Origin of the sequence: Shinella sp. G-2, from assembly GCF_050172695.1 — a bacterium.
Lineage (GTDB): Bacteria > Pseudomonadota > Alphaproteobacteria > Rhizobiales > Rhizobiaceae > Shinella.
In genome coordinates this window covers 240733-260596 of record NZ_JBBEYH010000007.1, presented here as the reverse complement: position 1 = coordinate 260596, position 19864 = coordinate 240733, and the positions used below count along the sequence as shown (strand labels likewise).

Genomic DNA, 19864 nt, shown 5'->3' with positions numbered 1-19864 from the left:
TCACCGCTATGCCGCTGCCATCCGCTTCAATCCAGCGCTGGCCGACAAGGGCTGCCTGGCGAAAGAGCGTGCCGTCTTTGAGTTCCATGAAGAGCCTCCCAACTTTCAGCTTGCATAAATATATATGATATATCCTATTTGCAAGCACAAAGAATTCTTGAGGCGGGAGCGACCGGCAAGCCGTCGGACGGTACTTCTATCCGGCGGCTTGCTGATACTTTGGCATTCGGCGGCGCGATTTACGGCCCAGGTGGCGGAAGCAGGGGTGATGCGGTTGAAAGACCACCGTCGTCCAACAACGCCTACTCCGAATCCGACGCCGATTGCATAGGTGATCGATGTTCTGCTCAAGCCCTTGAAAGGAACCGAACCGACGACCCGCGGTCCGAAGCTCACCATCAATGTAAGTTCCTACTTTTGTCGAGACCATTGACGCTCAGCGGGCGGGCTGGTGCAACTGCGGCCGAGCCTCCCCTGCCGGTCGGCCCAGCATGGCTCACAGCGCTGCGCAGGACGACGATGATTGGCCTGGCGTTCACAATCGGTGGCATCTTCGGGCTCACCGTGTCGATCGGCCTCATTGCCATACTGCCCGGGCCTATCTCTGGCTGGACGGCTCCGACGAGCGGCTTCTCCTGATCCTCCGGTGGCCGATCCTGATGGTGCTCGCTTTCGCCGCCGTAACCTGTAGCTATCGGGATGGACCAAGCCGCGCGCCGGCGCGCCTGAGGTGGCTGACATGGGGCGCCGCTCTGACGGTGGTCGCGTGGATCGTCATGTCCGTCGGCTTTTCCTTTTATCTCAGCAATTTCGCCATCGTAGGTGCCGAGGTAAATGCAGAGCTTGAACATCAGACGGCGCGGGATACGACGACGGGCCCGCCGCGCCCGATGGGCGCGCGTGGCGCCTTCGTTGCCGACACATTGGGAGCGACGGCGGACGAGAGATAGGGCAACGGAGACTAGGCCCTTTCATGGATTGCATGGAACAAGCAGGCGGTTGCAAGGTTCAAACAGCAAAGGAGACCTGCCATGAAAACGATAGCCACCTCGCTTGCGTTGTTTCTGATCTCATCCGCCGCCCTCGCCCAGTCGACCGCCGAAACCACAGGCGTTAACTCCGTGCTGAACATTCCTCCCAAAACGGAGGATTTCGTGAAGGAGGTATCGATGAGCGACATCTTCGAGATCGAGTCGAGCAAGCTCGCGTTGCAGAAGGGTAACGCCGCGACGAAGGCTTTTGCCCAACAGATGATCGACGCTCATGAGAAGACGACGGCCGAACTGAAGGGCCTGATTGACGGCGGTAAAGTAACGGCGCTTGCTGCCACAGGGATGTCCGACGCGCAGACGAAATCGTTCGACGAGCTCAAGGATCTCTCGGGGAAGGAGTTCGACGCTGCCTATCAGGACGACCAGGAAGACGCTCATGAAGATGCCGTCGACGTCTTCAAGCGCTACGCTTCCGAAGGCGACAACGCCGATCTGAAAGCATGGGCCGCAAAGACGCTTCCGGCGCTCGAACACCACCTGAAGATGGCCGAGGATTTGGACGACTAGCGGCCGTACCCCTTCGCGTTGTTCATGGTGAAAATTCCAATGATTTCTCACAAATCCTGGAAAGGGTCGATAGGACCCAGGCGCGACGTGACGCGTCCCACCGGATCATGTCTTTGCGGACAGGTAGGGATAACAGTGCGTGGCGCTCCCGCCAGGGTGGGCATCTGCCATTGCACCGACTGCCGGCAAGAGAGTGGCTCGGCCTTCACGTTTTTCGGGGTCTGGCCTGCTGGACAGTTCGAACATACCAGAGAGAAGCCGGCGCTTTTGCCCTCATTGCGGCGCGCGTGTCTTTTCGCTCGACACGCGCGAAGCAGAGGTGAAGCTCGGCATTTTGTCCGATGCGCCGACACCCCTTACCCCCACTTACGAACTGTGGATCAAGCGCCGCGAACCCTGGCTCCGGCCTGTCGAACGCGCCGAGCAATATGACGAAGACCGGCCGTAACCACTGTCGGCTCTTTCAATTACCCGAGCGGAATCGAACCCATCACCGAGAGATTATCATCGCCGCCGCGGCGGCCGCCATCACTGCGGTTGCCCCCCAGCCGGCGGCAACGAGCGTTGGCCGGGCCGTGAACTGCCTCATGCGCGCGTGACGGCTGACGACCATCATCATGCCGATCATGATTGGAACGGCGACGAAGCCGTTGATAACGGCGCTCCAGAAGAGGGCGCGTATGGGATCGACAGGAAGGAATTCGATGGAAAGGCCAAGCATCGTTGCAATCGCGATAACGCTGTAAAAGCCCACTGCCTCCTTCGGCCGGCTTTCGAGGCTGCAGGCCCACCCACAGCATTCCGACGCAGCATAGGCGGCCGAGCCCGCGAGCACCGGAATGGAAAGCATGCCGGTTCCGATGATCCCGATGCTGAACAGAGCGAAGGCGAAGTTTCCGGCGACGGGCTTCAAGGCTTCTGCCACATCGGCTGCGGTCCCGATATGTGTCTTTCCGTTCGCGTGCAGGGTCGCCGCCGTACTCATCATGATGGCGATGGCGACGAGGTTGGAGATCGCCATGCCGGCGAAAGTATCGATGCGGATGCGCTTCAGTTCCCGCTTTGCCTGGCGCGGCGCCTGCCGCAGCGGCTGCGCTTCATCCTTTCCCTCGATCTCCTCCACCTCCTGGCTGGTCTGCCAGAAAAACAGGTAGGGACTGATCGTCGTGCCGAGGATCGCGACGATCACCGTGAACGTCCCGCCATTCAGTTCAAGCGAAGGCAGGATGCAGCCCTTTGCTGCCTCCAGCCAGTCTATCTCCACGACGAAGAGCACGGCGACATAAGAAAGCAGCACCATAGTCAGCCACTTCAGGTAGGCGGCGTAGCGGTGGTAGGGCACGAACATCTGAAGTATGAGCGACACGACCGCGAAGGCGATGGTCGCCGGCATGCCCGGCAGCCCTGTCGCAAGTTCAGCCGAAGCGCCCATCGCGGAAAGATTGGCGCCGATATTGATCGTGTTGGCGACGAACAGCAGGCTGACCAGAAGCAACACCATTGACCGTGGCCAGATCGTGCGCAGGTTAGCAGCCAGTCCGCATCCCGTCACCGGGCCGATCCGCCCGCTGATCATCTGGATGGCCGACATCAGCGGGTAGGTCAGCAGCATCAGCCAAAGCATATTGAAACCGAACTGCGCGCCGGCCTGCGAATAGGTGGCGATCCCGGAAGGGTCGTCATCCGCGGCGCCCGTGATCAAGCCCGGCCCGAGTTGTTTCAGGATGGGTTCTGATCCGCCGTCGGGCGGAGCGTCTCCTTGACCGGCTGGATCCATTGGCAATTTAGAGGCTGTATCCGTCATCGATCACACGCTCCTGCTGGCGCAAGTCCTCGGCCGAGCGCCGGCACGCGAACCGGGATGACGCAATAAAGTTCCACGCCACCACCTTCATGATCCAGCCTCGTGAGCGAAACTCCCCGAAGGCCGCACGAAGAGAAGGGTAGACCAGGCGGGGATGACATCTCGCTTTCCGTCGGGGCCGCTCGCATAAACCAGATCACCAAGGTCGGCGCTAAGAGTGCGAGGCGCGTCGGAGGCATTTGCCCGCAGCTGGAATAGCCCGCCATTCAGCTGCCAGTCGACAAAGAGTTCCGTGTCCGTCTCCGAGACGATGGTCCCCGCGTAGCCTTGGACATTTGCGAGCAATGGGACCACGTACTGGCGGCGGATGTCGATAAGACGACTCATGAATGCTCGCCAGTCCTGACGCTCCGGTGCGTCCCGTTTTGACCAGTCGAGCTTAGACCCTGTGAAAGTCGTCCAATCGTTTGGATCCACGATATCCTTCGGCCCTGCCCCGGCAGGATAGCCGCCAAAATTCTCCGCCTCCTTGAAGCGGTTGCAGTGGACGTTCACGGCCAGATCACCAGTGTAGTCCGCAAAGAAGCGAAACGGACGGTCGCTCAGATGTTCGTCGCCCATGAAGACCAGGGGGATTTGCGGCGACAGGAAGAGTATCTCGGTCAGAAGACGATGGACCTTCGGCTCAAGTGATGTGTGAAGCCGGTCCCCCAGCGCCCGATTGCCGACCTGATCGTGATTTTGAAGGAAGTGCACGAACGCCGTCGAGGGCAGGCACGCGGAGTTCGGCAGCACGGAACCGACCGTGGTCTTGCCCTGGTTCACATAGCCCTTGGCAAGCGCTTGCTTCAGCTGTTTCCATGGGCGGTCCTTATAGGGGGCATAGTGGCCCTCGGCTTCTCCGGTCACAGCAACGTGCATGGCGTGATGGAATTCGTCGTTCCAGTCGGCCGCAAACAGGCGATGACCGGTTTCATCTGCGACGAGCAAATCGCCGCCATTGCTGGGGTTTTCGACAACGAGATGCACATGACGATCGGTAAACGCCGCATGCACCGTGTCGGAGATTTCCTGGAGAATGTGTGGCGTTCCGGCATCGGCGATCTGATCGACGGCATCGAGCCGAAGACCATCGAACCTATACGCCTCCAGCCAATGGAGAACGTTTCCGACGAAGTAGGACCGTACTGCCGGCTGATCGAACGCAATACGAGATCCCCACGGCGTGGGGATCCTCACGATGGAAAAACCCCGGCGCATAGTACGGAAGGAAGTTTCCTTCCGGTCCAAAATGATTGTAGACCACGTCGAGGAAGACCATTAGTCCGCACTTATGAGCAGCGTCAATGAAGCACTGCAAATCCTCCGGCGTGCCATAGGCATTATGCGGTGCGAACTGGAATATGCCGTCGTAACCCCAGCCCTAGCGGCCGGGAAACTGGGCGATCGGCATCAGTTCGATCGCGGTGAAGCCGATCTCCGCAAGTCCGGGCAAGTGTTCAATGGCCGCGGTATAGGTTCCCTCCCGCGTGAACGTGCCGACATGCAGCTCATAGAACAGCGCCTCTTCCCACGGGCGTCCGCGCCAACCGGTTTGTTTCCACGCAAAACGGTCGGATGTGCACAGCAACGAGGGGCCATCGACACCCAGCGGCTGAAAACGGGATGCGGGATCGGGCACGCGCCTGCCATCGGAAAGCACAAAGCAGTAGAGTGCCCCACAGGCTGATGGTCGAGACGGACCGCGAACCAACCTTCATCCTGCCGCTCCATCGGCATCTCGCGACCGTCGATCTCCAGCTTTAAAGAGGACTCGGCCGGCGCCCAAAGCCGGAACACCGTCGAACCGTCCTTGCAAAAATGCGGCCCCCAGCCACCACCAACGGCCATCATCGCAGCAACCCCTGACCACCGTCGACGAAGACCGGAGAGCCTGTGATATGCGATGCCTCGGGGCTGAGCAGAAATCGGATGACCTTGGCAACGTCGATTGCCTGGCCCGGCTTGCCATCGGTCAGGGGAATGCTGCCCTGCGGCCAGACAACAGGCATTTCGTTGCCGCGCGGTTGCGGATTTCAGAGCCGGCGACAATGTTTGTGTCGATCGCTCCCGGGCAGACGACATTGACCCGGATGCGGTGTTTTCCAAGCTCAAGGGCGAGCTGCTGCGCCATGGCCACCTGCGCTGCCTTGGACGCGCTATAGGCGGTCGCACCTGGATTGGTAAAAGTGCGCACCCCGTTGATCGACGATACGATGACGATTGCCCCGCCTCCAGCACGCTTCAGGAGCGGAACGACCTTGTGAAGCGTCAGGTAGGTGCCGCGAAGATTGATGCGGATCGTCTCGTCCCATTCAGAGGGGAGTAGATCCTCGATCGGTGCCCAGACGCCGTTGATGCCGGCGTTCGCCACGACCGCGTCCAAGCGGCCAAAATGGCCTTGCGTCCTCTGGGCCATCTCGCCAACGTCAGATTCATCAGAAACGTCACCGGCAATAGCAATTGCCTCGGCGTCTGCCATCAGACCCGCCCGCGTTTCGGAGAGGCTATCTTCGTCGCGATCGAAGAGCACGAGCCGATGCCCTGTTGCCGCAAGAAGTTCCGCCGTGGCCCGGCCTATTCCGGATCCGGCTCCGGTGATCACCGTAACGGGATCCCCCATACGTTAGCTCCGCGGCTCAGACATGAAGCCAGTGTTTTCGACGGCTTCCTCATTTACCGTCTCGTCTTCGATATCGCCCTGCTGTGGGGGATCAGAATCGAAAGCGGTGAGCTGGACCATGACTTCTTTGGCGCGCGTGATCGCAGCGTCTTCCGGCACGTCATGCGCAACCATACAGACCGACACCTTTTCCCCGCCCTCCCCGACGAATTCAACCGTCGTCGTGCCTTCTCCGCTGTGAACATTCGTTTCGATGAGTTGCATGGTGACCTCCTATCGGGATGGTCAAAACCGGAGACGGGAGACGATGTTCCTGTACGTTTGCGGACAGACTCCGTCGTCGGAAGCACGAAAATGCCGACGTACGCAACCTTTCGCCGCGAGCGTTGGCCAGTCACAAACAGGGAGCGCACAAAACCGAGGTCGCCCTGATTGCACCGAAAGTCGGCGGCGTGTCGGCGTCCGACGGTTAATCGGTGCCGGCGCAGTTCATGATCGACGGTTGTCCTTCTGTGCTTTTGGACGCGGTCGCGCTCCTGCCGGGCCAAGGCGGCGATGGATGATCTCCTTCAAGAAGCGACCGCGCGGGACTTCGTCGCCGATGCCTTCCAGCACTGCAAGTTCATGGCCACGCCGCCGATGCCCTACCCCTCCTACAGGTCGCCGGGATTGCCGACAGGCTCGATGAAGGCGTGATCGAATTGCCCGGCGAAAACGGCCTCTCTGCCTTCGTCGCGGAGCTCGGCAAGCTGCGCCTTTGGGCACGCGAGCCCTCCGTCAAGCTCGGCAAGGCATCCGTTCCGCCTGCTTAGTCGGCGGCATTCTTTGCCGTGTGCGGGGGGGAACAAAGGTCAGAAAGGCTGGTTGAATCCCCGCGCGATCGCGCCCGCCACTCCGGCAAACTTTCACGACAACAGGAGAGACCCATGCCAACCAAGACAATGGAAGACCTTTTCCTCGACGGTATCAAAGACATCTATTACGCCGAGCGCAAGATCATTGCCGGCCTCAAGAAGATGATCCGCGGCGCCGAGGCCGAGGATCTGAAGGCCGCATTCGACAAGCACCTCCAGGAAACCGAGAGCCAGGTCGAACGGCTCGTGCAGGTGTTCGAGCTTCTCGGCAAACCGGCGCGCGGCAAGACCTGCCCGGCCATCGATGGCATTCTCGAAGAAGGTCAGGAGATCCTCGAGGAATTCAAGGGCTCGCCCGCGCTCGATGCAGGCCTTATCGCCGCCGCTCAGGCCGTCGAGCACTACGAGATCGCCCGGTACGGCACCTTGAAGTCCTGGGCCATGCAGCTTGGCAAGAGCGATGTCGCTAAGCTCCTCGACCAGACGCTCGCCGAGGAAACCAAAACCGATCAGGCCCTGACGCAGCTCGCAGAGGCCAAAGTCAACCGCGAAGGCAAGACCAAGGCCGCATGAGCCGGAACGGGCGGAGAGGCGGCTCTCCGCCCGTCTGCTGCGCGGCGAAAGACGCCAGGACGAATGCGATAGGAGTGGAGATGTACGGTGAGTGGCGACATATCTGCGTGGATATGCAGCGCATGTTCGCCGAAGACACGCCCTGGAAAGTCACCTGGATGGAGCGGGTCTCGCCACAAGTGCTGGAAGTCGCCAGCAATTATGCGGACCGAACGATCTTCTCCCGCTTTCTGCCGCCCGCGCGCGCCACCAATGTGACAGGCATGTGGCGCGCCTATTATGAAAAGTGGTGGATGATGACCGCCGAGCATCTGCCGGCCGAAATGTATGACCTGCTCCCAGAACTTGCCGCATTCACACCACCCGCGATCGTCTTCGACAAGCGGACCTATTCCCCCTGGATCGACGGACGGCTCAACGCGTTTCTGAGGGGACAGGACGTCGAAACGCTGGTCATTACCGGTGGCGAGACCGATGTCTGTGTCCTTGCCACAGCGCTCGGTGCCATCGATCTGGGCTACCGTGCCGTCATCCTGAGGGATGCAGTCTGCAGTGGCACGGATGAAACGCACGACGCGTCACTGAAGCTGCTCGAAAGCCGGTTTACCGCCCAAATGCACGCCATGTCGACGGAGGCGTTTTTATCGTCTGTCTCTGGATAGCAGCTGGCTACAAGGCCTTCATAGTTCCGCGACGAGACGAAGGGCGCGAAGATATTTCTCACCGTCATCGCCGATCGTCTGCGCCTGTGAAAGATTGTCTTCAAGGTCTGCACGCTTCACGGGGTTTGCGACTGGGTTCGAAGCGGCCCGGCGAACAAAAACCTCCCACTCCTCATCCGCCCTGCTCGTCATCGCGTCCACCGCGCCAACAACGTCGGGAGGAAATCCTTCCTCCCGCAACCGATCCAGCGTCCAACCCGTACCTTTCTCCACCACATCATGCAGATAGGCGACGATCTTCCCGGTGTCGTCTGCGACGGCAGCAGCAACGCGACGGCAGTGCTCGAAATAGGACCGTCCGGTCTTGTCGGACTGGCCTTCGTGTGCCGACTGGGCGACCTGAATTGCGTGATCGAGGTGGTTCACGGCTTCAGGGTCCTTCAGTGCGTTTGATTTTCTTGCGAGGCGGCTCATTTCCCGTCGAAATCTGCACAACTGGTGTCTCCGCTGTGGCTGACTCTCCGCCGGAATCCGATTTAGACGCCTCGAACTCCGCTTCCGCCATTGACCAGTGGCGCAGATCCTCACCTGCGGGAGAGCCCTCCTCTTCCCGTATCCAATAGGCGCGCCGGCGGATTTGTTCATGTCGGTGTGTATCTGTCATCGATTTCTCCTCGCTTCGTCTCCGGCTGGCATACGATCATCGCGTGCTCGCCTTACGGCTTGAGGACGACCTTGATGCAGCCATCCTTCTTGTCTCGGAATGTCTCCGCGGCCGGCGGTCAGGTATGGCGTCGCGACCATTCTCTATCTTTGGATCGGGAACGCTTTCGCAACGGATATCCTTTTGCCATGCCAGGTGAGCGCTTTCACCGCGGTGATCTCCTCAGTTTGCTGCTTTCTGTTCGAACGTCCCGACGATCTCCCCTTTTGAGAGAACATGGCCCGCCATAGCCTTCAGGACGTCTTCACGCATCGCGCCTGGATCGATGCCGAGGGTCTCGACATCGAGCGCGAAGACCTGGAAATGGTAGTGATGGGCGGGATCGCCAACCGGTGGTTTGGGCCCGGTATAGCCAATCGATCCCATGCTGTTGGCGCCCTGCTTCAGGCCCTTCGGCTCTTGGAGGATCGGTGTCCCCGACATCCCCTCGCGTAGCTTAATGACGTCACCCGGAATATCGTAGGCCACCCAATGCGTGAACGGTTTGGGTTTGTCGGCATCCGGATCGTCGACGATGACCACATAAGATTTTGTGCCCTCGGGTCCGGACTCCCATTCCAGTGCCGGCGAAGCATTGTCGCCGTCGGCACTATACTGAAGCGGAATCGGCTGGTCCGCCGCAAACGCACTTCTGAAGGCAATTGCTTGCGCCTCTTTCGCCTCGATCAGGTCGAGAGCGATCTTCGACGCAGGCTTTTCCGCCACGACGTTAGGAATGGCCTCGGCATTTTCCGCGCTTGCCTTTTGCCTGCCTTCGTAGTGCACACGATAGACGATTCCGTTGCTGTCATCGGCTACGAACAGCGCACCATCCATGCCTACAGCGACGCCGGTCAGTCGACCGAGATATCCATATTTTCCGTTCTCCTGCTGCAACAGAAAACCCTCAAGGAACCGCTCGAAGGCGACGGGTTTGCCGTTTTCGAAATCGATGCGGACGACCTCGTAACCGCTCGGCGGGCGGCGGTTCCACGAGCCACGCATGGCGATGAACGCATCTCCTCGATAGTCTTCCGGAAAAGCGTTACCGTCATAAAACGCCATCTGCATCGGCGCGCTGTGCGGTGTGTAGCCGAGCAGCGGTTCGCTCGACTGCCTTGCCCAATCCTGCAGCGATATTCCTTCCGGCGGGTCGATATGCGGATTGAGGCCACTCTTGCCATAGACATAGGGCCAGCCGTATTTCTTGCCCTGTTCGAGCAGGTTCAGTTCTTCGATCTGCACATCGTCCCCAAGCCAGTCAATGCCGTGGTCGACGCCGTAGAGGGCACCCGACGTTGGCTCCCAGTCGAAGCCGATCGTGTTCCTGAGACCGCTCGCAAATATCGTGCGGCTCTTGCCGTCCTTGCTGGCGCGTAGAAGAGCCGCGTTTTCGGGGTTGTCTTCCTGGCATTCATTGCAGGTGCTGCCGGAAGAAATATAGAGCATGTCGTCCGGCCCGATACCGAGAGTACGATTGGCATGCTGGCCGGCGTCGGGCAGATCGTTGATGATACGTGTCAGAGGACCGAATGTACCGTCTTCCTTGACATCGGCCGTATAGACGTCGTGGATGGATACGAGGAAGACTTTGTCGCCATCGAAGGCGATGCCGTGCATGCCCGGGCGACTGGCGACCGTCTCCGCGCCGTCGGCCTTGCCGTCGCCATCGACATCCTTCAACATGACGACGTCGCCGACCGCGCGGCGGGTGACATAGAGGATGCCGGCGTTGGAAACCGCAAGCATGCGCGGGTTGACAAGATCGCGCGCAAAAACGTCGACCTTGAAGCCGTCCGGCGCCTTTATGAGCCCTGTAAGCTTGTTTTCATCGTTTATCTGGAGTTTTACCGGCTCCAGAATTGAGCCTTCGATGATCACGTCCGATGCGCGGCCGATCTCGCCTTTGATCTGGGCGTGCGCGCTCGCGGGCAAGAGAACCAAGAGAGCACAGGCCGGAAGGCGTAGGTTCTTGAACGTATCCATATACAAATCTTCGGTTTCTGGGCGCTAAGGCCTGCGTATAAGCTGCAGTGCGGGCAGACGATGAGCGCCGGCTCAGATCATGATCTCGCCGCCCGTGACAGGAATTACGGCGCCCGTCATGTAACTGCCGAGGTCGGAGGCGAGCAGGACGTATGCTCCCGCCAGTTCGGCTGGTTGGCCGGCGCGGCCAAGCAGGGCTTGCTTGCCAAAATCCTTCGTCTTCTCCGGCGGCATGGTGGACGGAATAAGGGGCGTCCAGATCGGCCCCGGCGCGACGGCGTTCACCCGAATGCCCTTGTCGGCGACCATCTCGGCCAGACCGGCCGTGAAATTCGAGATCGCACCCTTTGTCGATGCGTAGGCGAGCAGGTGGGGCGATGGCTGGCGCGACTGGATAGACGTCGTATTGATAATCGAGCTGCCCGGCTTCATGTGCGGGATCGCGGCGCGGGCGAGAAAGAACGGAGCATAGATATTGGTTCGGAACGTTCGATCCCATTCTGCTGCGCTGATATCGCCGATATCGGCATAGGTGCGCTGAAAGGCGGCATTGTTGACGAGGACGTCGAGCTGCCCGAAGTTCTCGATGCATTGGCGCACGAGATGGGCGCAGTGCTCTTCGGTGGTTATGTCGCCCGGAAGGACAAGCGCTCGTCGCTCCTCCCGTTCGATCCAGCGGGCCGTTTCATTGGCATCCTCGTCCTCGCTCAGATAGGAAACGACGACATCTGCGCCTTCGCGGGCAAACGCGATCGCCACGGCGCGGCCGATACCGGAATCGGCGCCTGTGATCAGCGCAACCTTTCCCTTGAGGCGGCCCGACCCGACGTAGCTGTCTTCACCGTGGTCGGGAACGGGCGTCATGGCTTGCGTCAAACCGGGGGGCGTTTGCTTCTGTTCTGGCTGCGGCGGAAGCGGCCCGCGTTCGTTGTCGCTCATGTATTCTCCATTTCAAGGCTCAACTAGCCAACTCGACTGAGTAGGAGATGTTCCCGCGCTTCGGGCTGGCGTGGCAACGAGTGGCAACGCCGCCGAAAATCATCGTCGGCTGCGTCTGGCAGCAAGGAAGCCGAGCAGCGCAATGCCTGTCAGCGCGACCAGCACCGTTCGGCTGGTACGGTGAGGCGATCTCAGCCCTCCATCGATATGGGCTGCATCCGCTGAAGGGTGGTAGAGATTGCCGTCACCCGTGGCGACGCGCCGTGCGCGCTTGAAATAGCTGGCCATCCCGCGTGCCAGAATGCGTGCGGTAAGATCGGGCGCAAGCAGATGCACGAGCCTGGAGAGACTCGTCATGGCCCCCACGGTCGTCGTTGCACGTGGGAAACGCGCCACGCGAACGATGGCCTCCGCCACGTTACGTGCATCGATTAATGGGGGTGGCGCGGTGATCTCGCGGCCGACGTAGTTCGCTCCGTGTCGCAGGCCGGGCGTATCGACGAAAGCCGGGTAAACATCGCAGATATGAATGCCGGGCCGGTCCGCAAGCTCACCTCGCAGCGCTTCGGAAAACCCGCGTAGACCAAACTTGCTGGCGCTGTAGGCGGTTGCAAACGGCGCGGCGGCGAAGCCCCCAAGCGAGATCATGTTTATGAACACACCGCGTTGCTGCCGAAGGAAAATCGGCAAAACGGCATGGGCGTCGTTGATATGGCCTAAGAGATTGGTTCGAATGATCTGTTCATGAGCCTCGATCGGCGTCTCCTCGAAACGCCCGACCGCACCAACGCCTGCATGCTGATCCAGAAGTCGATCCGCCCGAAGGCTAATGCCTTTTCAGCGAGAGCTTTGACAGATGTGGCGTCACCGACGTCGGCAATGACCGTTAGCGCCTCCGCACTAAGCCGGTTGCAAGCATGCGCCACCCGCGAAAGAGCCTCGCCGTTTCGAGCAGCCAGTATGAGCCGGCTCCCATGCCTGGCAAAAGCCTCAGCCGTCGCCTGGCCTATGCCGCTCGACGCACCGGTTATCACCACGACTGCGCCCGCAATTTCTTTCGCCATAACTCTTCACCTTTCAAGAATGGCAATCGAACAGGCAGGACCTCGAAAGGTTCCGTCCGAGAAGGTGCGACGGACAAAGCACTCTGTTGAGGAACAACGCCGTTCCGCACCGGTCTGGACAACCAGTCATTCACGGAGTAGGTCGATGAAGTTTGTTCGAGACAACGGTTTGACCATCGTGCTCGTCGCCGCCACGATTGGAACGCTGGTCGGTATGACGGTGAGCGGGCTATCGGTTCACAATGAGCAGTTGGCTGAACATCGCCTGCCTGCCACCGCCTTCGCCAGTTATGTCGCCAGCGGCATTTCCTATCCGCACTTTTCGAAAACTTGGAAAGTGAGTTCCTTCAGATGTCGGCGTATGTCGTTTTGACGGCATTTCTGTTTCAGCGAGGTTCCGCAGAATCCAAAGACCCTGATCAGCTTGAAGAGCATGACCTGGAACCCGCTGATCAAATCGGGCGGCCCGGCACTCCGAAAAGTGTGCGGGCGGGTGGTCTCGGCCGAACGCTTTACGCGTATTCGCTTGGAATAGCGCTATTCACCTTATTCCTGCTGAGCTTTGCCTTGCACTCGCTGCAGAGCACCCGCTCCGCGACCTGGGACGCACAACGCCATGGGATGTCGATACCTACGATCTGGGACCATGCTGTCAGTGCGCAATTCTGGTTCGAATCCTTTCAGAACTGGCAGTCGGAGTTTCTGTCGACCGCGGTGCTGGTCGTTCTTTCGATTTTCCTGCGTTTCCGAGAATCGCCGGAGTCCAAGCCTGTCGCGGCTTCACACGCGCAGACCAGCGCCTAGCAAGCCAAGGCGCGGGTCGCTTGGTTATGGATAGCGTCGCCCACCACGATGCGGGCGACAACGGGTCAAAGAGGGGCCGTCATTGTTCATCAGGGGTAAGAAATCGAGGTTGCCACCAGCGAACCGGCCGTGCGCATCATGGGAAGAATACCAGCTTCCACGGCCGCCGCGATAAAGGCTTTCCGGGCCTGCGACAGACCACCATGCCCCTCGACGCACATCGCCGTCACCGCACATGCCTGTTCGTACCGCCTTCCGCGCTGAACAGGCCAACGGATCATGAGGTAGTCGAGCGCCTGTCCCGGTCCATGGACGGTTTCGCCGCGCCCAGGTTCGAATGCGACGACGACAGGCACCGTCCACACGCCCAAATGACGGCGGCACCTATCGTCCGATTCCGTACGAAGGAAGAAAGCCGCCCGGCCTTGCGAGGGGTCAAGCAACTGCGTGAAGAGCATTCAATAACAGCTTGACCCCTAACTCGGCGGCGGAGGGCGGTTCTGAAGGTTATCAGGATCTCGTGCGATCGCTGCCGGCTCTGCCGCAGGTTCGGCATCAACCTCTTCCTGAGCTTGAATCCAGTGGTCAAGCGTGAGCCCGTCTTCAGAACTGTCGCGCTGCCAAATTTCGTTGGCACTTTCGCGGATTTGCCGAGATCTGATCGCTAGGGGAGGTCCACCGACGCTCGCGCTGAACCGCCCGTGGATTGGTGCCAGGCCCCCCAGACCGCTTCGAACAATTGGGCATACTGCGCGGCACTCCGTTCCCAGGAAAAATCCGCCTTCATCGCCTGTCGTTGCAGACCGGACCAAGAGCTTCGGTCAGAGTATGCTTCGCATGCGCGCCGAACTGCCTCACGGAAGCTGTGTGGCTCAACCGGATGAAACTGGAATCCTGTCGCGACCTCCCGCGCCATCGCGGCTTCGTTGGCGTCAATGATGGTTTCGGAAAGGCCACCGGTGCGACTGACGAGAGGTATAGCACCGTATCGCATGGCGTAAAGCTGTGTCAGACCGCATGGCTCAAATCGCGAAGGTTGGACAAGAATATCAGACCCCGCAACGATCAGATGCGCTAAGTCCTCGCTGTAGCCGACGTGCAGGCCGATATGCTCACGATAGCGTTCGGCACAATTCTGCAGAGCTGATTCAATTGCACGATCCCCCTGCCCGCAGATTACAAGACATCCCCCATGCGCGACGACCTCTTCCGCTGCCGCCGGCAGCATGTCGGCGCCCTTTTGCCACGTAAGACGCGTCAACGCTGCAAAGAGAGGCCCTCGATGATCAACGAGACAGAAACGGCGAAGCAGCGCGGCACGGTTTTGTTGGCGACGTGCCAGCGACCGAACATCATATGTCATTGGAAGATACGGATCCACCGCCGGGTTCCAAACCTCCGAGTCGATTCCATTGACGATTCCGTAGAGCGCCGACCGACGCGTTTGCAAGACGCCATCCAGCCCCATGCCCAACTCCGGTGAAAGGATTTCCCTTGAGTAGGTGGGGCTCACAGTCGTCACGATGTCCGAGCAGGTAAGGCCACCTTTCAAAAAACCGATGCCGCCGTAGTACTCCAGGCAATCCACGTCGAGGGCCGAAGACGGCAGGTCAAGTCGCGGTGCGATATCGAAAGCGAATTGCCCTTGAAAAGCGAGATTGTGGATCGTGCAAACGACGGGCAGTGTGCTTGCGTACCTGTGTCGAAGATAAACCGGGAGAAGTGCCGCCTGCCAGTCATGAACGTGAACAAGGTCTATCTTCAAATGCTGCAGTTCACCTAAGCCAATACGAGCACCTGCAAGAGAAAGAACCGCAAAGCGCAGCCAGTTGTCGGGGTAATCGCTCGCATCTTCGTCGACATACGGGCCGCCAGCCCGGTCAAACAACGCTGGCACCTCGAGGACGAGCAGGTCCAGGCCTTCGGTCTTCGCACGCGACACAATCGCGGTGTGGCCGAGCACCGCCTCGAGGCGGCCGATCTCCTGCCGATATGGAAGCTGTGCAAGGACCTGAGGATACCCCGGCACGAGCGATAGAACCGTGACGCCTTGGCTGGCCAATGCCTTGGGAAGCGCTCCGGCGACGTCAGCCAGCCCCCCGGTTTTTATCAGTGGATAAATCTCGGACACGACAGATAGCACGTGCATGGCCGGAAGGTGAATCTCCGTTGTTTGAACGTCGCCGAGACGCGGTGGTATGGCCGGTCAGGCTGAAACGATCCGGTTCGGGCTCGTGTCGCGGCGCTTCTGCTTGCGGGAAGAAAGAACAACGCGCGATACGGACAGAGGCACCACCACCGCTGTTTTACGATTCAGGGCTTCCTGCATACGGACTTGCACGCGCAAGAGCGCCATTTGCCAGTGCTCGCGATCGCAGCCGTCGGGCCGGCCAGCCGATTCCCAAATATGGTAAGCTTCGGTGCGAACAAGCTCTTCAAAATCGACCATGGCATGTCCCTCGCTCGCTAGCGTGTTGCCCGGATTGAGGCCTTGCCCCTTCACGGACTGTTTCAGCAGAAAACCAGATAGGAGCGAGTTTGTTCCTGCATTTCGGTTCTTGCTTGCCTCAGTCTTTCCGCCAGATACTCGTGGCACGTGGCCGCTTACTCAGAGTACGGGCCGAGCAAGCAGCCACCAAGGCCGGCGAATAACAACTGGAGGACTGACCTGCCGGAGGGACATCATGACTGGCGCTTGCTAACCAGGCGAGAAGCGATGTTTTCCACGTCATGTCCGATCACCAAAACTCTGCAAACAGGACCGCCGGAACGGCAGTCCTTAGAATGTCACACTCGTCGATATCTCACGTCACACCGCGTGACAGCATCGAATGGATATAGCTCGACACACCTTGCTACCTGTCCTCCAAGGACCCGTAGGCCGAGAGGCGTTCTCGGTCATCCATGACGCAAATTCAGAAGATGGTGGGCATATCCCGGCTGGTGATTTCTCAACCGCAGCGCCCGTTGAGTTCTCCTGTATGGAACCATTTTGCCGCGACCAGACCTTGGTCCGAACGGCAAATGGCAATTGTCCGAGCCTAGGAACTTTCGCAAATCTCGCCGCTTCATTGTCCGCAAGGTGTCGTTAACGAGCGGCGAGACGTCGTGGATCCCAACAACCACGTGCAACACGCGCACGGTTCATTCGCTCACGACGCTCATTCGGGCGCTGGTGTCGCGCTTCCACAAAGGATCAGTCCGGTGAGCAAGAAACCATTTTATGAACCGCAAAAAAACTCATCCGGGTTCGGCCCTCGGCTTTCTTGCAAAGGCGCTGGCGATGGAGAACTGAAGAACGATTAACTGCACGCCCTTGGTCGAGGCGGCGGCGCGTGGGCATGGACGGCGGCGGCTTAGAAACTGGACGGGTAACGCAACGCGTGACGAACGAGTTCGCAGTGATGTCCAGCTCTGGTGTAGGAATAGCGCTCATGGGTGAAATGAGTTGATGGGCCTTGACGAGCTCGCGGCCGCACTCGCCGGAATATCGGCTGCTACTGCGTGACAATAGCCTGACAACGACGACCCGCCCGAAAAGCGAGCGTGCTGCGTCATCAGCGATTGCTTTAATTTCGCCGAGCGCCATATACCATCTTGCCTACTGCGACGCAGGCTGGAAGCCGCGGAGCGTTCATCGCACGTCCCGCCGAGCGGCTTCCGTTTGCGTCCTACCGGCTTGGATACTCGCCCGCCTGCCCTATGTCCCCTCCCATGCGGGCGCGATCCCGCTGTGGAATTAAAAGGAGGGCATAATGACACCCGATCAAAAACCAGCGCCTACCCGGTCCGCGCGCGGCAACATCGACGAAACCACTCGTGCCGCCAAACTCATGATCGAGCAAGCGCGCGCCGCACGGGAAGCCAAGACGCGGCGCCTGCGGGAACTTCGACTGGCAGATCAGCGGGCGGGTCGCCAAATGCATGGCCAAAGCTAAGTATGGCGTAACAGAATGGCTGCGCTTATCACGATGAAGCACCCGCGCCGGGATATTAACGATTCATCAACCGGCGACGCGCTCTCAACTTGCACGGCTCAGTCGATCTGGCAACTTCCCGACATGGGCGAGTGCAAAAAACCATCCGGGAGAAATGAGGGGGAGAGGCGCGCGCCGCCGTCTGCACCATGGCGTGACGAACTCCTCGTTATGCTCGTGGTCGGGCCGCTTGCAGTCGCAATGTCGTTTTATCTGCTGATCGCGCTTTAATTGCTTCTCACTCGGAACCTTTTGAAGAGATCGCTGTTCGAGTCCCACCCACCGTAAACATCCCCTGTCGTAGGTTGGTAGGACGGGCGAGCCGCTAATCCCCAGAGGCGGCTCGCCCATCTTTTTATGGATGAGCACCAGATGCTCACCCACCCAATTTCCCCCACGTAGCTAGAAGGTTTTTTGCTGGCGGAAAGCATTGCGCAGGCGATAGACCGCCGCAACGGGTGAAGGGAACGGCCTTCTAATGAAGGCGGCCTTTCTCACATAGTTGTCAATGCGCCAGGTCGCCCAGGTTCGCGCGGCGAAGTAGCCCATATCTCCCGCGCGCAACGTGCGGGAAGAACCGTCCTCATCGGTGATATGAACTTCGCCTTCTAGGATCACTACGGTTTCATCCCAGTGGAAGTACCAGCGGAAGGTTCCAGAAGTGCAATCCCAAATGGCGGAATAAGACGAGTCATCCGCGCTGCGGACATGATCGGCGGCACGTGCGATGGGCGAGCCTGACACAATCCAGCTAGGCTCAATTGGCGCGTCTCGCATTTTTAGATCAGAAACCTCCTTGAACGCGGTTTTCACGCGCCCACGTCCAATGGAAATGTCTGACCGACGGCGGAAAGCGACAGCAATAGCACCTGCAACCAGCAACTTCAGAACCAAGATAATCCTCGTTCGGCTCACTTCTGCGGCATTTTAGGACGGGGAAATGAAAGCCGATTTTCGGAAGACACGACAAATTTAATGATCCGGTGAATTGTTGTCAGACACTCCCGAGGAAGGGATATCGCGCGGTCGGTATTGTCAGCCGGTAGAGGTGCGGTATTGTTGCGGCGGGGGATTTAAATGTCAAAGCTACCAAAGTCGCCGGGCCACGAGACCCGGTACGACGGAGCAGGCTCTTGGGCGGTCTACGATATCTTCACGGGCTGACATCCGAGCTGAAAGGCTTTCCACAGGATGGACTCGACGAGGTCGTGGCGTCCGGACGCTCGGAAAGCATTCGCGAAATACCTCTTGGATGCCTACCCTGGCGGCGCGTTTAACCCCTTCACGGACAAGCCATTGCTGGAGGCCACCGCAAAGGAGCATTTCGGCCGGAATAAAGCCTGAAGACCCGCCCACTCAAGCCAACTGCCTTGGAGCCTGAATGAAAGCAGTTTCGGATGTTATCGCTGAGTTGATCCACGCCGCAAACATTCCGGCGACACTCTCCGACGACGAGAAATTGTTCCTCCTCAACCACGCCTACATCACGATACAAGAAGGCGCTGAGGCGCTCGACGAATTGGAGGCGGCGGCCGACTCCGACGTCGCTCTCGATATTATTTCCTCAACCAAGATGGTTTCGCAATTGTCGAATGAGGAATTCGCCTCCTTGCTTCTCGAGGCGGCCGACATGATCAGGACTATAGAGATTGCGCTTGATGGCAAGCGCGCACCGATGGTTTAGGCGCCGCAGGAGCGCTACGCCAACAAACGTACCGCCGGCACAGGAAACAATTTTGCGTACTCGCACTCGGCGCCGCCGTACGCTTCGCCGGCGTATGCTTTGAGAGCCTCGCAGTTTCGAATCACGATGGTCGCGCGCTTTGAAATTAGACGCTCACCTTCAACCTTTCGAGTCTCTTTCTCAATCGTCGCGATCATTCGAAACGAAGTGCGAGGTCGTGCTTCTTTGCCGCCGTTGCCGAACGTGAGCTGCCAGCATTTCTCGGTACGTCACACCCTTTTTGGTCAAGCGAAAGCGCCAAGGCGGAGCTTCATCCAGCCACCTAACCAGTCCGAGGTCACGAGCGACGATCGCGGTTTTCAAACCGGACTGATGGGCAAACGAACGATATTCTCCGATACTGAGATGCTCAAGAAATCGAAGCAACCGTTCTTTCTGCACTCCCGGTGGCAATACCATGTGAACCCCATGGAGCGACCGGCATATCGACCGCACCTGTTACGATCCGATGAGATCGCCGAACACGACGTATATGAGCTCCCTAGAAGGAACATAGCGGCTGCTTCGAAGTTGCACGAGAGCGGCCACCCTGT

General features: G+C 59.3%; 20 protein-coding genes and 7 pseudogenes. 10 read left to right on the top strand and 17 right to left on the bottom strand.

The features are described from left to right. Positions 1-504: 504 nt before the first annotated feature. From V8U06_RS14780 to V8U06_RS14770, 3 genes and pseudogenes are all read left to right on the top strand, one after another. Positions 505-950 (top strand): annotated as a pseudogene (locus tag V8U06_RS14780) (YhjD/YihY/BrkB family envelope integrity protein); the annotation flags it as partial. Positions 951-1031: 81 nt separating this feature from the next. Further along, positions 1032-1559 carry a DUF4142 domain-containing protein gene (locus tag V8U06_RS14775; RefSeq protein WP_427141291.1) on the top strand — a complete coding sequence of 176 codons (528 nt, stop codon included), beginning with the start codon at positions 1032-1034 and terminating at the stop codon, positions 1557-1559. Positions 1560-1598: 39 nt separating this feature from the next. Continuing rightward, positions 1599-2007: pseudogene (locus V8U06_RS14770) on the top strand (GFA family protein). A gap of 42 nt (positions 2008-2049) precedes the next feature. Here V8U06_RS14770 and V8U06_RS14765 read toward each other — a convergent pair. From V8U06_RS14765 to V8U06_RS14745, 5 genes and pseudogenes are all read right to left on the bottom strand, one after another. Continuing rightward, positions 2050-3336 carry an Nramp family divalent metal transporter gene (locus V8U06_RS14765; protein ID WP_427141302.1) on the bottom strand — a complete coding sequence of 429 codons (1287 nt, stop codon included), beginning with the start codon at positions 3334-3336 and terminating at the stop codon, positions 2050-2052. A gap of 114 nt (positions 3337-3450) precedes the next feature. Beyond that, positions 3451-4623, bottom strand: coding sequence for a DUF3459 domain-containing protein (locus V8U06_RS14760; RefSeq protein ID WP_427141290.1), 1173 nt, complete (start codon positions 4621-4623; stop codon positions 3451-3453). A gap of 163 nt (positions 4624-4786) precedes the next feature. Beyond that, entirely contained in the window at positions 4787-5044 is a 258-nt protein-coding gene (locus tag V8U06_RS14755; RefSeq protein ID WP_427141289.1) for a hypothetical protein, read from the bottom strand. 208 nt (positions 5045-5252) lie between these two features. Beyond that, a pseudogene (locus tag V8U06_RS14750) lies at positions 5253-6025 on the bottom strand (SDR family oxidoreductase). Positions 6026-6028: 3 nt separating this feature from the next. Then, a complete protein-coding gene (locus tag V8U06_RS14745) occupies positions 6029-6289 on the bottom strand; it encodes a hypothetical protein (protein ID WP_427141288.1) in 261 nt (86 codons plus the stop codon). Positions 6290-6453: 164 nt separating this feature from the next. Between V8U06_RS14745 and V8U06_RS14740 the strand changes: the two are divergent. The 3 genes and pseudogenes from V8U06_RS14740 to V8U06_RS14730 all read left to right on the top strand — a co-directional run. Then, positions 6454-6837, top strand: a pseudogene (locus V8U06_RS14740) (catalase HPII); the annotation flags it as partial. A gap of 114 nt (positions 6838-6951) precedes the next feature. Continuing rightward, positions 6952-7452 (top strand): ferritin-like domain-containing protein, encoded by a 501-nt coding sequence (locus tag V8U06_RS14735; protein ID WP_427141287.1) that lies wholly within the window; start codon positions 6952-6954, stop codon positions 7450-7452. 80 nt (positions 7453-7532) lie between these two features. Further along, positions 7533-8114: a cysteine hydrolase family protein gene (locus tag V8U06_RS14730; RefSeq protein WP_427141286.1), complete on the top strand. Its 582-nt coding sequence runs from the start codon at positions 7533-7535 to the stop codon at positions 8112-8114. 18 nt (positions 8115-8132) lie between these two features. On the opposite strand, the gene V8U06_RS14725 is transcribed toward V8U06_RS14730, so the two are convergent. The 6 genes and pseudogenes from V8U06_RS14725 to V8U06_RS14700 form a co-directional block, all read right to left on the bottom strand. Further along, positions 8133-8540 carry an HD domain-containing protein gene (locus V8U06_RS14725; RefSeq protein WP_427141285.1) on the bottom strand — a complete coding sequence of 136 codons (408 nt, stop codon included), beginning with the start codon at positions 8538-8540 and terminating at the stop codon, positions 8133-8135. Positions 8541-8544: 4 nt separating this feature from the next. Then, the gene (locus tag V8U06_RS14720) at positions 8545-8778 is read right to left on the bottom strand and encodes a DUF2934 domain-containing protein (protein WP_427141284.1); all 234 of its coding nucleotides are present in this window, start codon (positions 8776-8778) and stop codon (positions 8545-8547) included. A 123-nt stretch (positions 8779-8901) separates the two neighbouring features. Continuing rightward, positions 8902-8987 (bottom strand): annotated as a pseudogene (locus tag V8U06_RS14715) (alcohol dehydrogenase catalytic domain-containing protein); the annotation flags it as partial. Positions 8988-9000: 13 nt separating this feature from the next. Further along, the gene (locus tag V8U06_RS14710; RefSeq protein ID WP_427141283.1) at positions 9001-10803 is read right to left on the bottom strand and encodes a YbhB/YbcL family Raf kinase inhibitor-like protein; all 1803 of its coding nucleotides are present in this window, start codon (positions 10801-10803) and stop codon (positions 9001-9003) included. Positions 10804-10875: 72 nt separating this feature from the next. Next, positions 10876-11742, bottom strand: a complete 867-nt coding sequence (locus tag V8U06_RS14705; protein ID WP_427141282.1) for an SDR family oxidoreductase — start codon at positions 11740-11742, stop codon at positions 10876-10878. A 99-nt stretch (positions 11743-11841) separates the two neighbouring features. Continuing rightward, positions 11842-12806 (bottom strand): annotated as a pseudogene (locus V8U06_RS14700) (SDR family oxidoreductase). 145 nt (positions 12807-12951) lie between these two features. On the opposite strand from V8U06_RS14700, the pseudogene V8U06_RS14695 reads away from it, so the two are divergent. After that, positions 12952-13610, top strand: a pseudogene (locus V8U06_RS14695) (DUF6766 family protein). 89 nt (positions 13611-13699) lie between these two features. On the opposite strand, the gene V8U06_RS14690 reads toward V8U06_RS14695, so the two are convergent. The 5 genes from V8U06_RS14690 to V8U06_RS14670 all read right to left on the bottom strand — a co-directional run bounded on the left by V8U06_RS14690 (position 13700) and on the right by V8U06_RS14670 (position 17199). Next, entirely contained in the window at positions 13700-14068 is a 369-nt protein-coding gene (locus tag V8U06_RS14690; protein WP_427141281.1) for a DUF982 domain-containing protein, read from the bottom strand. Between the two features lie 18 nt (positions 14069-14086). Further along, positions 14087-14257, bottom strand: a complete 171-nt coding sequence (locus tag V8U06_RS14685; protein WP_427141301.1) for a DUF2934 domain-containing protein — start codon at positions 14255-14257, stop codon at positions 14087-14089. A 17-nt stretch (positions 14258-14274) separates the two neighbouring features. Then, a complete protein-coding gene (glgA, locus tag V8U06_RS14680) occupies positions 14275-15759 on the bottom strand; it encodes a glycogen synthase GlgA (protein WP_427141280.1) in 1485 nt (494 codons plus the stop codon). Between the two features lie 57 nt (positions 15760-15816). Beyond that, positions 15817-16059 (bottom strand): DUF2934 domain-containing protein, encoded by a 243-nt coding sequence (locus V8U06_RS14675; protein ID WP_427141279.1) that lies wholly within the window; start codon positions 16057-16059, stop codon positions 15817-15819. Between the two features lie 747 nt (positions 16060-16806). Then, positions 16807-17199: a hypothetical protein gene (locus V8U06_RS14670; protein WP_427141278.1), complete on the bottom strand. Its 393-nt coding sequence runs from the start codon at positions 17197-17199 to the stop codon at positions 16807-16809. A 166-nt stretch (positions 17200-17365) separates the two neighbouring features. Here V8U06_RS14670 and V8U06_RS14665 point away from each other — a divergent pair, with 166 nt between their 5' ends. Together V8U06_RS14665 and V8U06_RS14660 are read left to right on the top strand one after the other, a co-directional pair. Next, positions 17366-17548, top strand: coding sequence for a hypothetical protein (locus V8U06_RS14665; RefSeq protein ID WP_427141277.1), 183 nt, complete (start codon positions 17366-17368; stop codon positions 17546-17548). A gap of 15 nt (positions 17549-17563) precedes the next feature. Then, positions 17564-17818, top strand: a complete 255-nt coding sequence (locus tag V8U06_RS14660; protein ID WP_427141276.1) for a hypothetical protein — start codon at positions 17564-17566, stop codon at positions 17816-17818. Positions 17819-17989: 171 nt separating this feature from the next. Here V8U06_RS14660 and V8U06_RS14655 read toward each other — a convergent pair whose 3' ends face one another. Next, positions 17990-18481 carry a cupin domain-containing protein gene (locus V8U06_RS14655; RefSeq protein ID WP_427141275.1) on the bottom strand — a complete coding sequence of 164 codons (492 nt, stop codon included), beginning with the start codon at positions 18479-18481 and terminating at the stop codon, positions 17990-17992. A gap of 487 nt (positions 18482-18968) precedes the next feature. Here V8U06_RS14655 and V8U06_RS14650 point away from each other — a divergent pair, with 487 nt between their 5' ends. Further along, positions 18969-19271, top strand: coding sequence for a hypothetical protein (locus V8U06_RS14650; RefSeq protein WP_427141274.1), 303 nt, complete (start codon positions 18969-18971; stop codon positions 19269-19271). Positions 19272-19864: the final 593 nt, after the last annotated feature.